Here is a 12,593-nt window from a genome sequence, read left to right as displayed (position 1 = left end):
CCTGATTGCTCAGGAAGGTGCTTTTTATCGGGTTCGTTTCACTTCCGATCAGAGAAGGTCGAAACGGTCAGCGTTCATCACCTTCGTCCAGGCGGCGATGAAATCGCGAACGAACTTTTCCTTGTTGTCGTCCTGCGCGTAAACTTCCGCATAGGCACGCAGGATCGAGTTGGAGCCGATCACTAGGTCTACGCGCGTCGCCGTATAGCGCGTTGCTCCGGACTTGCGATCGCGGATCTCGTAGAGATTGCCGCCGGTCGGAACCCAGGAATAGGCCATATCCGTCAGCGTTGCGAAGAAGTCGGTGGTGAGCGAACCGGGGGTCTGCGTGAACACACCATGGGCCGCGCCGCCGTAGTTGGCGCCGATGACGCGCAGGCCGCCGATGAGAACCGTCAGTTCCGGCGCGGTGAGGCCTAGAAGCTGTGCGCGGTCCAGAAGCAGTTCTTCAGGGCTGACGACATAGTCCTTCTTTACCCAGTTGCGGAAACCATCCGCCAGCGGCTCGAGCGGTGCAAAGCTGTCCGCGTCGGTCTGCTCGGCGGAGGCATCGCCACGGCCGGGTGCGAAAGGCACGGCGATGTCGAAGCCGGCAGCTTTCGCCGCCTGTTCCACACCGTAATTGCCGGCGAGAACAATCACATCCGCAATGCTCGCGCCGGTTTCACGGGCAATCGGTTCCAGAACCGAGAGCACGTGGGAAAGACGGGCGGGCTCGTTGCCTTCCCAGTCCTTCTGCGGTGCGAGGCGGATACGGGCACCATTGGCGCCGCCGCGATTGTCCGAACCACGGAAGGTGCGGGCGCTATCCCATGCGGTCGAGACCAGATCGGCAACAGGCAGACCGGAAGCAGCGATCTTCGCCTTTACCGCGGCAACATCGTAGCTCGCAGAACCGGCCGGGATGGGATCCTGCCAGATCAGGTCCTCAGTCGGAACGTCGGGACCGATGTAACGGGCCTTCGGACCCATGTCGCGATGGGTCAGCTTGAACCAGGCGCGGGCGAAGACGTCGGAGAAATGATCCTGATCGTCCTTGAACTTCAGCGAAATCTCGCGGTAGATCGGATCGACCTTCAGGGCCATGTCGGCATCGGTCATCATCGGTATGGTGCGGATCGAGGAATCCTCGACGTCAACCGGCTTGTCCTCTTCGGCGATCGTGATCGGCGCCCATTGCGATGCACCGGCGGGGCTGTGCGTCAATGTCCACTCATGCTTGAAGAGCATGTCGAAGAAGCCGTTGTCCCACTTGGTCGGTTCGCTCGTCCACGCGCCTTCGATACCCGACACGACCGTGTCGCGGCCAATACCGCGGCCCTGGGTGTTGATCCAGCCAAGACCCTGATATTCCGGGCCTGCAGCTTCCGGATCGGGGCTGAGATTGGCGGCGCTGCCATTGCCGTGGGATTTGCCGATGGTGTGGCCACCGGCGGTGAGAGCCACGGTTTCCTCGTCATCCATGCCCATGCGGGCAAAGGTCTCGCGCATCTGCGCCGCCGTCGCCAGCGGATCGGACTTGCCGTTGACGCCTTCCGGGTTGACATAGATGAGGCCCATCTGCACGGCGGCAAGCGGGTTTTCCAGCGTCGCGGGCTTGGTCACGTCGCCGTAACGGCCGTCGCTCGGCGCCAGCCATTCCTTTTCGTCACCCCAATAGGTGTCCTTTTCCGGTGCCCAGATATCCTCGCGACCGAAAGCGAAACCAAAGGTCTTGAGACCGGCAACATCGTAAGCGATCGTTCCGGCCAGCGCGATGAGGTCAGCCCAGGAAATCTTGTTGCCGTATTTCTTCTTGATCGGCCACAGCAGGCGGCGGCCCTTGTCGGTGTTGACATTGTCAGGCCAGGAATTCAACGGCGCAAAGCGCTGGTTGCCGGTGTTGGCGCCGCCACGACCGTCCGTTACGCGGTAGGAGCCGGCCGCATGCCAGGTAACGCGGGCCATCATGCCCACATAGCTGCCCCAGTCGGCCGGCCACCACTCCTGGCTGTCGGTCATCAGGGCGCGCAGATCGGCCTTCAGGGCCTCGACGTCGAGCGTCTTCAGCGCTTCACGGTAGTTGAAGGAGGTGCCGAGCGGATTGGTCTTGGTGTCGTGCTGATGCAGGATGTCGAGGTTCAGCGCATTCGGCCACCATTCGGTCACCGATTTACCGGAGGCCGTGTTGCCTCCATGCATGACGGGACACTTGCCAGCCGGTTTTGAAGTTGCGTCCATTTCGCCCTCCGATGGGTTTAGCAATTAAACAAAATAATCATTGCGACATGTGCAGCATGTTGGCGCCAGAACCCGCAGCAGGCCATCCGATGAACACCGCATAGCGGGTTTGGCGATCCTTCATCGCTACATCCTGTTTCTGTCATGAAGATGACTAACAGCCGGGTTCCATAATTTCCAATTGTATATTCTAAAGGCTGCGATATGCTGAGCTTATGATTGCTCTTTCCATGAAACACCTCCGCTATTTCGACGCTCTGGCCAAGATCGGCCATTTCGGTCGGGCGGCGGAAGCCTGCGCCATTTCCCAGCCAGCCCTTTCGCTGCAGATCCGGGAACTTGAGGAATTGATCGGCGCGCCGCTCGTCGAACGCGGCAGCCGGCAGATCAGGCTCACCGCTCTTGGCGAAGAATTTGCCGAGCGCACCCGTTCAATCCTGCGCTCGGTGGATGAGTTGCAGGATCTGGCACGGGCGCGACATGGTCCTCTCAGCGGCCGCCTGCGCATCGGCGTCATTCCAACCGTAGCACCCTATCTTTTACCACAGGTCATCAAGACACTCACCCGGCATTATCCCGGACTGGAGGCGCGCCCGCGTGAGGCGGTGACGCAGAAACTCATCGAGGACCTTCTGGAAGCCCGGCTGGATATGGCAATCGTCGCCCTTCCGGTGTCCGAAGCGTCGCTGGAAGAGGTCCCGCTGTTTTCAGAGGAATTCATTCTGGTGCGGCCGATGGAGGATGCGGGCATGCCGGTGCCCAGTGCCGACAAACTTGGCGAAATGCGCCTGCTGCTACTGGAGGAAGGCCATTGTTTCCGCAATCAGGCGCTGTCTTTCTGCAGCACCACCAATGCGCCGCCGCGGGTGCTGATGGAGGGCAGCTCCCTTTCGACGCTGGTGCAGATGGTCGGCGCCGGCATCGGCGTCACGCTCATCCCGCAGATGGCCGTCGATATGGAAACCCGGCAATCCACCGTTTCGGTGTTCCGGCTGGCGGAACCGCGGCCCTCGCGAACCATCGGCATGGTGTGGCGCAAGAGCAATCCGCTTTCGGCGCAATTTACCCACATCGCCGAAATCGTGCGGGAATGCGGCTTGCAGAAACTGGGCCTCTCAGTCGCGCCCGAAACCTAGAGTGTCGCTGGACCTGCTCTCGCAAAATCTCTCAGCGAGGCTGAAGAATGCGAGCTTCATGTGGCTGCGCTTGTCCGCACCGCCAAGCGCGGAGACAGGCACCTTGAAACCGAAAATGTCATCCGGTTCGGCGCAGCGTTCCCGCCAGAAGGCGTCGATATCCGCCAGCAACATTTTTTGCCGCTTCGCGCGACGGCGCATGATCGGATGCCTGGCGTGGTCGATTGCAAAATACGCGCCTGCATTCCCCGGCAAAAACCCTTGCAGGACCATCAGCACCGCCTCCTTCGGGCGAAGGCCCGACAGGTCGCGGGTGACAGCCACCATCTCATGTTTTGCGGCGCGCGGTCCCTGCATCCCCCGACCACAACCGTCCAGTCTTCCCCTGGCGCTGTGCTGCGAAAATGAACTTGACCGTCCAGAGGATGGTGTCGTCGCGCGCGCGGATCAGTCTCACCGCGAAAGCGCCCTCGTGCCGGCCGCCGCAGAGATCCGCCAGGGCCAGAGTGCAGCGATACACGTCGCCACGGCCGCTTACGGTGCCAATCTCCATCGTCTTCCCAGCCCAAAGCGCGGCCATGGTGTCCGCTGCGAAACACTCGCTGGCGAGCACGAAATTATCCATCAGGAAATCAAGTCGCTTTCGGTAGGAGATTCTGCCCATGAGGAATTTCGACAGGGGTTTTTGAAGAAGCGCGTCATGCGGTAAAGGCAGGTTTCGCTCGACTGAAAACCGCTCGAGATACCGCCACCATCGAAAGGTCGTGAAGGGATGCGCAGCAAAGCGCATCCAGAAAAGCAGGCCTCGTTTCCAATGGGCGCGCAGGATGAAGGTGGCGATATTCCATCCCATTGAAAACCGGTGCGGCTCCGGGCAATCGACGGATGCCATCTCTGAAGCGAGGGAAATCAATTCTGATCCGGAAAGGGATTTCTCCGCCTCCAAGGCGGAAATATCTATATGCTGCATTTAATAATTCCGAATTATATTAGTAATTTATATAAGTTTCATGAGAATTTGGATCATGACTCCGCCGAGCGTGGTCGCACGACACCGATTTATGGCGCGAGTTCCAGCCCGGCAGAGACCGGTCGTCCTATTGAGGTCGCGGCTTTGCGTCTTTTTCGGTCCATTCGGGCGGCGCACCGAACTGGTCGGCCACCATGCCCTGCAAACCGCGCGAGCGGCCGTAAGCATCGCATTCGGCATATTTGGGCTTTCCGCCCAGCGCCGATTTGATGCGGTGGCCGGACGGGAGTGACATGTCCAGGCCCTCGGATTCTTTGCCGGTAACCAGAATGCGCGCGAAGTGGTTGGCAAAATCGGCCGCAAGCCCGTAGGCATCACCGATTTGCGAAACGCGGGCGCTGTCGGTGAAGGAGTTCGCACCCTTCGACCAGACGGCCGCCGCACGCTGAACGCCGGCATTGTCCACCGCCTCCGCTTCGACGGCGAGGCCGCCGAGACCGACGGGCAGGCGCGGCACGCCAACCGGCAGCACGAAATTGCTGCCGAGCGAAACGGCTGTCGATACGCCGGCCATGGTCTTGTCGGTCGGCACCAGATCGGTAATGACGGTTCGCACCGTCATATCCGCCGGCTGACCAAGGGCGGCGATCCGGTATTTATCGCTCAAAGCCACGCAGACGGCGCGATCCAGCGCATTTGAAACAAGCGTCCGGTCCTTTTCCGATGTCACGCGCGCGGCGGCGGCGAAGGAAAAGGTGGTCGGCACGATGGCGACCGTTTTGACGGCCGCCAGCCCCTTGGCATCCACGAATATCCGTGACTTGGTGAACTTGCCCTTGGCCGGGCTGAGCTGCGCGTAGGAGGTGAGTGTCCCCCTTCCTTGAGCGGCACGGATGTGCAGCCGGACATGATGATGGCGAATGGCAAGGTGGCAAAAGCGATATTGCGGCTGCGCGCCGTCTTGTCGCCTGAAGGCCGGGGAAGAGATTCCGCTGGTGGCTCACTGCATTACTCCGCTTGGCATGATTGCCCCTGTGCCCACACCCTACGACAGCTAAAATTGCGGCAGCATTACATGTGCGCCCCGCGAAAACCGGTGCGCAAAATTACGGTGAGAAACGGAGCCGGAAGGTGCTTCCGAAAGCCGTGCTTTCCAGAATGATCTCACCGTTGTGGTTCGCGATGATCTGCTTGACGAGGCTGAGACCGAGCCCCGCTCCTGTGCTACGCGGCGTAACGCGATAGAATGGCTCGAATATCCGCTCCTGCTGATCTTCGGCTATTCCCTGCCCCTCGTCGGAAATGGCGATCTCGCCGCTTGCGAGAACCGCCACGTGGATCATCCCTCTGTTTCCACCATGATCGATGGCGTTGCGCACGATGTTGCTGATGGCGCGCGGCAGCGCGAAGGGGTTGCCCTGCATCTCATGATGCGAGACCTGTGTTTCGAAGGAGATATCGTAACCCGCCGAAATCGCGAGAGGCGCAAGATCCGCAACCACGGTGCGGGCGATCTCGACCAGGTCCACCGTCTCGCGCCGGTCGTTCACCTGATCGTTGCGCTCGAAGGCCAGAAGCTGTTCGGCGGTTTCGCCAAGCCGGGCGACATCCTCCATCAGGCGTTGCTGCTCCGGTCCCGGCAGACCCTCTATCCGGGTCTGCATGATGGCAATCGGCGTTCTGAGCTCATGCGCGGCGTCGATGAGGAAACGCTGTCGCGCCCGGAACTGCTCTTCAAGCCGCTCGAGGATGCTGTTAAAGGAGAGGATCAAGGGCACGACTTCCCGCGGCACGTCCTCGACGGGAAGTTTCGAGCCCGGCTGCCGCGGGTCGATCTCCGGCGCTTTTTTGACGACGGAACTGAGGCCGGCGAGCGCCCGGCGCACGATGCGCGGCACGGAGAAGAAAACCGCAGGCAGGATGACCGCCAGCAGCGGAATGTAAATCGGCGCAGTCCCTACAAGAAGTGTCAGAAACGACGCTCTTACATGCGAGCTTCCACCGAACATCACTCTGATGGGTCCCAACGCGGTGTCGATGGTTTCCGCCAGAGCAACCTCGGAAATGCCGGTACCGCCGCGAATATCGGCGTCTGTCATCATATGAACGTAGCGTGACAGTTCGGCATAGACCGCCGGCACGTTGCCATAGGTCACAGCCCGTCCGTCAAGCGTGGAGGCCACGAACCAGAGCTTTTGATTTTCCGCCTGCAAGGCGCGCAGCGCCGGCCCCTCGGTAATGATGAGCCCCTTCTGTGGATCGAGTGAAAGCGACTCGTCAAGCGTTGCCGGCAGGTTGTCCAAGAGCCCTATGCCGGGTGAGACGACCGTCACACCGTAAATGCAAAGACCGATGATGACCACGGCGATCATGGCGGCAACGACAATGCTGAGCTGCCAGCTCAATTGCCACCATAGTGACGGATTGGACTTGCCCTGCGCTCTCATGCCTCTTCCTTCAGGAGATAACCGACGCCGCGAATATTGTGAACGCTCACGCCGGCCGAGGCGTCGAGCAGGCGTTTTCGCAGCCGCGATATATGCGCGTCGAGCGCATTGGACTGGATTTCCTCCTCGTAATTGTAGACCGCGGCCTCCAGCGTCGAACGCAGCACGGATTTGCCTTTTCGTTTCGCCAGCGCGACCAGTATCATGAGCTCGCGCCTTGGCAGGTCAAACGGCATCGAATTGATCGTGACGCTGAGGTGAAGCGGATCGATCACGATCCGGCCGGCCGCGACCTGCGTTGGGGCCACACTTGCCGGCCTTCTCAGGACCGCACGTACCCGCGCCAGAAGCTCACCGATGAGAAACGGCTTGCCCAGATAGTCATCGGCGCCGCCGTCCAGTCCGGCAATCCGCTCTTCCGGCTCGTTCATCGCCGTCAACAGGATGATCGGCGTATCTATGCCGGCACGGCGCAGCTGCGGGATGAAGGTGAGCCCCTCCCCGTCAGGCAGACGACGGTCGAGCAGGATGGCGTCATAGACATGCTGGCGCGTCAGCTCCATCGCGTCGCCAAGCCACATCGTATGGTCGATGACGATGCCCTGCCTGCCGAGCGTTGCCGTCAGCGCATCCGCCATTTCCTGTTCGTCTTCGATTAGCAGAAGTCTCATGCATCACCGTCCCTTCGCCATCCCTTGTCTGCCAGAAAGGTTGCGGCAGTATTGCGGCAGAGACCGCGCAGCAGGGTAATGCTGCTGCAATTGTGGGGGCTATTCGTCATCCATCAGCCTGAGAGACAGGCGACATGACCGCCAGACGGGCGGTCGCAGGATGTGTTTTGCCTGGAGGATTACGATATGTGGATGAAGAGAACGATCAAGGCGGGGATAGCGCTTGCAGGCTGCGCTCTCGTTGTCACCGCTCTCGATCCGGCGCGCGGCAGCGTCGATGCGAATGAGCGCGTCAAGGGTATCGTCGCAGCCGCATCGATGAGCCCGGCCGGTATCCCGTTCGAACTGACGGCAGCGGAAATAGCCAAGATCGGCACCCGCGTAATGGTGGAGCGGCTCAGCATCAGCGGCGAGCTTCAGCCGGTCAACCGTGTGGTGATGCGCGCCCGCGAGCCCGGAAAAATTCTAGGGGTGAGCGTCCGGGAAGGACAGGCGGTGCATGCGGGCGACGTGCTCGTGCGTTTCGAAACTGACGAACTGCAATCGACGCTGCTCTTGCGCCAAAGCGATCGGGATGCAGCCGAGGCCGAGCTGACGCTGGCGATGCAGGCGCTCGCCCGAACCGAACAGCTCGCCTCGAAAAACATCGCGTCGGCAGAGCAGCTCGACAAGGCGAAAAGCGATGTCGTGGTCAAGACGGCAAGGGTCCAGAGCCTTTCGGCGCAGGTGGATATCGCCCGCCTTGCCCTGCGCAACGCCGAAATCCGCGCGCCTTTCGATGGCACCGTCACCCGCAGGCTGGCCGAACCGGGGTCTCGCGTTGGAAGTGATGGCGAACTGCTCACGCTGGTCGATACCAGCGCGCTGGAGGCGAAGGTCCTCGTTGCTACACGGGATATTCCGCGCGTCGCCCTTGGCCAGACGGCGGAGCTGGAGATTGACGGGCTCGGTGGCCAGACCGTCAAAAGCACCGTCGAGCGTATCAGCCCGGTTGCCGAGGATGGTACGCGCTTCGTCGCCGTCTATCTGCGGCTTGCCAATCGCGACGGGCAATTATGGGGTGGCATGTTCGCAAGCGGATCGATCCTCGTGCGCGAAAAAAACGATGCCCTCGTCGTTCCCGCAATCGCGTTGCGCAAGGATGAGACCGGCTATCATGTGCTCAAGGTCCAGAACGGCCATCTTCGTCGCCAGACGGTGGCGGTGGGACCGCGCTGGAACGGCGGCAGCCTGATCGAGATCGGCGCGGGGCTTACCGATGGTGAAACCATCCTGACAGCGCCGCTTCCCGAATTGCAGCCCGATATGGCCGTCACCGTCGAGAAGGCAGGCTGACATGTTCTTGACCCGCATATCCGTCGCCCATCCCGTTTTCGCAACCATGATGATGGTGGCGCTTCTGGTCATCGGCGCCTTTTCGCTGCAGCGGCTGGGGCTCGATCAATATCCCAATGTCGACGTTCCGGTCGTGGTGGTAGTCACCGCCTATCCCGGTGCCACGCCGGAAACGGTGGAGACGGAAGTGACGCGACCGGTCGAGGATGCGCTGAATGCCATAGGCGGCCTCGACGAGATCAACTCCACCTCTTACGAAGGGCGCTCCGTCGTCGTCGCGAAATTCAAGCTCGAGGTTAAAAGTGCCGCGGCCGCACAGGACGTGCGCGACAAGGTCGCCGCCATCGAGGCGAATTTCCCCGAGGATGTCAAAAAACCGGTCATCTCGCGGTTCGATCCCGCCGCCGAGCCGATCCTGTCTTTGGCGATCAGTTCGACATCGCTTGATGTACCCGCGCTCAGCACCCTTGCCGACCAGAAGGTATTACGGCAACTGACGACCGTTGCCGGCGTCGGGCAGGCAACGCTGGTCGGCGCCCGCAAGCGGCAGATCGATGTCACGATCGACGACACGCGCATGCGCGCGCTCAAGGTGGGCATCAATGACGTGGTGAGCGCGCTGCGCACCGGCAACGGCAACAGCCCGGCCGGAAGCGTCATCGACACTGTTTCAGAACGCACGGTGCAGGTGCGGGGCCGCATCGAGGACCCGCAGGCGCTGCTGGACATGGTGGTCGCAAGGCGTGGCGGCGCGGCCATCTACCTTCGCGATGTCGCCTCGATTTCCGAAGGCGCCGCCGATCCTGAAAACCGCGCCCTCTATAATGGCCAGACGGCGCTGGCGATCGACATCGTCAAGGTTCAGGACGCCAATACGGCTCAGGTCGTGACGGATGTGAGGCAGCGCCTCGAAATGCTCAATGCCGAGCTCGCCCCGAAAAACGTGCAATTGCGCATCGTTACCGACTCTTCCGTTCCCATCAGGGAGTCGGTCACCCAGGTGCAGATGACCCTGATCGAAGGAGCCGCGCTCGCCGTCGCCATCGTCTTCCTGTTTCTCAATTCCTGGCGCAGCACGGTCATCACCGGACTGACGTTGCCGATCGCCATCATCGGCACGCTCGCGGTCATCGATCTTCTCGGCTTCACGCTCAATACGCTGAGCCTCCTGGCGCTCACGCTTTCCATCGGCATTCTGGTGGACGACGCTATCGTCGTGCGTGAAAACATCACCCGCCACCTGCACATGGGGAAATCCCATATCCGCGCGGCACTCGACGGCACGAATGAAATCGGGCTTGCGGTGATCGCGACAACGGCAACCATCGTGGCGGTCTTCCTACCGGTCGCCTTCATGGACGGCATTATCGGCCGTTTCTTCTACGAGTTCGGCGTCACCGTATCGGCCGCCGTGCTGATCTCGCTCTTCGTCGCCTTCACGCTCGATCCGATGCTGTCCAGCCTCTGGTACGATCCGGATTCGCAACCCGACGCCCGGCGTGGCCCAATCGGCCGGCTGATCGCCCGTTTCGACCGCGGTTTCGAGTGGCTGGCCGAGCGCTACCGGCTTGCGATCGGCTGGACATTACGCCACCGGCTCGTCACCCTGTTATCAACGATCGGCATCTTTGTCGGCAGCCTGTTCATGGTGCCGCTGGTCGGCGCGGAATTTGTGCCAGATACGGATGAAGGCCGCTTCCAGGTCAGCATTACGGCACCGGTCGGCTCCTCGCTGGACTACACGACGGCGAAGGTACGACAGGTCGAGAAGGCGCTCAGGGAATTCCCGGAGGTCGAAATGCTTTATTCCACCGTCAATACCGGTGGTGCCGCCGGCAAACATCGCGCCGCCGTTCAGGTCGGGCTGGTGCCGCTTTCGGCGCGCACGCGAACCCCGGTGACGCTCGCCGATCCCGTCCGAAAGCGCCTGTCGGCCATACCCGGCATCGACGTCGCAATCCAGCAGAACGGCCTAGGCGGTGGCGAAAGTCCGGTGCAGCTCAGCATCCTCGGCGACGACCGGGCGATCCTCGAAAAAATCGCCGCCGGTCTCGTGCAGGACATGAAAAAAATCCCCGGTCTTGTGGATGTCACGTCCAGCGCCAAGAACGTGACCTCGATCCTGTCCATCCGCCTCAAACGCGATGCGGCCAGCGATCTCGGCATTGCCAGATCCGATCTTGCCGCCGCACTCTCTCCTCTCGTCGGGGGCGAGGACGTCTCGAAATGGACGGATACGGACGGCACGAGCTACGACATCGTCGTGCGCCTGCCCGGTGAGCGGCGTTCCGATACGACGGCGCTGGGTGAACTGATGATCGCGACCAGCCGCACGGCAGCGAACGGCGCGCCCCTCATGGTGCGTCTCGATCAGGTCGCCGATATCGCCACCGTGCCGGCGCCCGCCGAAATCCGCCGCATCGAGAACCGCCGCGAAGTGCTTGTTTCGGCCAATGTCAGCGGCCGCACGCTTGGGGACGTGACAAATGCGTTGCAGAGCCTGACCGCCTCCCGCGATCTGCCTGACGGTTACCGCATCCGCTTCGGAGGCGAAGCCGAAACCATGCAGGAAACGGTTGGGCACATGGTCAAGGCGCTCGTCATGGCGGTCATCTTCATCTACATCGTGCTCGCCTCGCAATTCGGCAGCTTCCTGCAACCACTCGCCATCATGGCGTCGCTACCGCTGTCGCTCATCGGCGTCATCCTCGGATTGATGGTGGCCGGCAGCACGATCAACATGTTCTCACTGATCGGTTTCATCATGTTGATGGGCCTAGTTACCAAGAACGGCATATTGCTGGTCGATTTTGCCAATCGCGAAAGAAAACGGGGGCTGTCGTTGAACGAGGCGCTGGCAAGCGCCGGCGTCATCCGCTTCCGTCCGATCGTCATGACGACGCTTGCAATGATCGCCGGCATGATCCCGCTTGGGCTCGCCATTGGCGGTGGCGGCGCACAGCGCGCACCGATGGCGCATGCGGTGGTCGGCGGCCTCATCAGCTCCACCCTGCTCACCCTGATCGTCGTGCCGGTGATCCTGTCCTATATCGACAGCATCACCCGGCGTTTCGCCCGCCTGCTGCCGAAAGCGCCGGATGAGACGGGCGAAACCGGATTGGCAGACCATCCGGCATCACCGTCGCAGACTTGACCACGGGATTTGCGGTCAGGGCCTGTCCTCTGCCTGGCGCTTCTTTTTGCCCTTCGGGCGAAAATCGACCAGGAGCGACTTCAGCTCGATTTCCCGGACGCGTCTTGCCGCCTCGTCCGGGCGAACCCATTCGACGAGGCGTTCGCCGCGCTCCTTGAAACTCGCTTCCTCCCCGGTCACCTCGATCTGGAAGACATCGACGACGCAGGGAACGACATCACCATTGTCGAGCATCTTGAGATAGGTGTAGCGGCCGACCGCCTCTTTTTTGACCCGGCCGCGCACGCCCGCCTCCTCCCATGCCTCGATTGCGGCGGCCTGGTGCGGCTTCTTGCGTTTCATCGGCCAGCCGCGCGGAATGATCCAGCGCGCCGTGACGCGGGAGGTGACAACGAGGATTTCGATCTCTTCGCCGCTGCCGGCATAACGGAAGCACAGGGCGGCATATTGCTGCCGGAAAGCGCCGGTGAAGAGCTTTTCGGGAACCGCAGCGAGCTGCTGGAGCAATGTCAGGGGACGCGCCGGACGGGCTTTCCGGCTTTTCTTCGTGGATTTCATATCCGTTGATAGTGCTGATTTTCCGGGTTGCATCAATGCCCTGCGTGCATTTATGACAGTTTTATGACAATCACCCCCCACAACTAATAAAGCGCCATTGAG

The 12,593-nt window shown here is 61.3% G+C and carries 9 protein-coding genes and 1 pseudogene; 3 read left to right on the top strand and 7 right to left on the bottom strand.

Annotated features, from left to right (window positions below; translation table 11 throughout):
- Positions 1–48: 48 nt before the first annotated feature.
- Positions 49–2,220: a catalase/peroxidase HPI gene (gene katG / locus G3A56_RS25035; RefSeq protein WP_082184774.1), complete on the bottom strand. Its 2,172-nt coding sequence runs from the start codon at positions 2,218–2,220 to the stop codon at positions 49–51.
- Positions 2,221–2,435: 215 nt separating this feature from the next.
- Here katG and G3A56_RS25030 point away from each other — a divergent pair, with 215 nt between their 5' ends.
- The gene (locus G3A56_RS25030) at positions 2,436–3,356 is read left to right on the top strand and encodes a hydrogen peroxide-inducible genes activator (protein WP_003499426.1); all 921 of its coding nucleotides are present in this window, start codon (positions 2,436–2,438) and stop codon (positions 3,354–3,356) included.
- Here the strand turns inward: G3A56_RS25030 and G3A56_RS29370 are convergent.
- The 5 genes and pseudogenes from G3A56_RS29370 to G3A56_RS25010 all read right to left on the bottom strand — a co-directional run bounded on the left by G3A56_RS29370 (position 3,336) and on the right by G3A56_RS25010 (position 7,444).
- Positions 3,336–3,683 carry a VirK/YbjX family protein gene (locus G3A56_RS29370; RefSeq protein ID WP_281357793.1) on the bottom strand — a complete coding sequence of 116 codons (348 nt, stop codon included), beginning with the start codon at positions 3,681–3,683 and terminating at the stop codon, positions 3,336–3,338. The genes G3A56_RS25030 and G3A56_RS29370 overlap by 21 nt on opposite strands.
- Before the next feature lies 1 nt (position 3,684).
- Positions 3,685–4,302 carry a DUF535 family protein gene (locus tag G3A56_RS29365; protein WP_281357792.1) on the bottom strand — a complete coding sequence of 206 codons (618 nt, stop codon included), beginning with the start codon at positions 4,300–4,302 and terminating at the stop codon, positions 3,685–3,687.
- A gap of 151 nt (positions 4,303–4,453) precedes the next feature.
- Positions 4,454–5,330: pseudogene (locus G3A56_RS25020) on the bottom strand (DUF3313 domain-containing protein).
- Between the two features lie 102 nt (positions 5,331–5,432).
- Positions 5,433–6,773 (bottom strand): sensor histidine kinase, encoded by a 1,341-nt coding sequence (locus G3A56_RS25015; protein WP_082184776.1) that lies wholly within the window; start codon positions 6,771–6,773, stop codon positions 5,433–5,435.
- Positions 6,770–7,444, bottom strand: a complete 675-nt coding sequence (locus G3A56_RS25010) for a response regulator transcription factor (RefSeq protein ID WP_003499418.1) — start codon at positions 7,442–7,444, stop codon at positions 6,770–6,772. Before G3A56_RS25010 ends, G3A56_RS25015 begins: the two co-directional genes overlap by 4 nt.
- 186 nt (positions 7,445–7,630) lie before the next feature.
- On the opposite strand from G3A56_RS25010, the gene G3A56_RS25005 reads away from it, so the two are divergent.
- Together G3A56_RS25005 and G3A56_RS25000 are read left to right on the top strand one after the other, a co-directional pair.
- Entirely contained in the window at positions 7,631–8,779 is a 1,149-nt protein-coding gene (locus tag G3A56_RS25005) for an efflux RND transporter periplasmic adaptor subunit (RefSeq protein ID WP_082184777.1), read from the top strand.
- Between the two features lies 1 nt (position 8,780).
- Positions 8,781–11,933, top strand: a complete 3,153-nt coding sequence (locus tag G3A56_RS25000) for an efflux RND transporter permease subunit (RefSeq protein WP_082184778.1) — start codon at positions 8,781–8,783, stop codon at positions 11,931–11,933.
- 15 nt (positions 11,934–11,948) lie between these two features.
- On the opposite strand, the gene G3A56_RS24995 is transcribed toward G3A56_RS25000, so the two are convergent.
- Positions 11,949–12,491 (bottom strand): NUDIX hydrolase, encoded by a 543-nt coding sequence (locus G3A56_RS24995; RefSeq protein WP_082184779.1) that lies wholly within the window; start codon positions 12,489–12,491, stop codon positions 11,949–11,951.
- Positions 12,492–12,593 lie beyond the last annotated feature (102 nt).

The organism is Rhizobium oryzihabitans (genome assembly GCF_010669145.1).
Classification (GTDB): domain Bacteria; phylum Pseudomonadota; class Alphaproteobacteria; order Rhizobiales; family Rhizobiaceae; genus Agrobacterium; species Agrobacterium oryzihabitans.
Note: the sequence above shows the minus strand (reverse complement) of the source record. Positions and strands in the feature narration are given on the sequence as shown.

Coding starts and splice junctions, on each gene's coding strand:
- katG (WP_082184774.1), bottom strand. CDS start 2,220: ATGGACGCAACTTCAAAACCGGCTGGCAAGTGTCCCGTCATGCATGGA.
- G3A56_RS25030 (WP_003499426.1), top strand. CDS start 2,436: ATGATTGCTCTTTCCATGAAACACCTCCGCTATTTCGACGCTCTGGCC.
- G3A56_RS29370 (WP_281357793.1), bottom strand. CDS start 3,683: ATGGTGGCTGTCACCCGCGACCTGTCGGGCCTTCGCCCGAAGGAGGCG.
- G3A56_RS25015 (WP_082184776.1), bottom strand. CDS start 6,773: ATGAGAGCGCAGGGCAAGTCCAATCCGTCACTATGGTGGCAATTGAGC.
- G3A56_RS25010 (WP_003499418.1), bottom strand. CDS start 7,444: ATGAGACTTCTGCTAATCGAAGACGAACAGGAAATGGCGGATGCGCTG.
- G3A56_RS25005 (WP_082184777.1), top strand. CDS start 7,631: ATGTGGATGAAGAGAACGATCAAGGCGGGGATAGCGCTTGCAGGCTGC.
- G3A56_RS25000 (WP_082184778.1), top strand. CDS start 8,781: ATGTTCTTGACCCGCATATCCGTCGCCCATCCCGTTTTCGCAACCATG.
- G3A56_RS24995 (WP_082184779.1), bottom strand. CDS start 12,491: ATGAAATCCACGAAGAAAAGCCGGAAAGCCCGTCCGGCGCGTCCCCTG.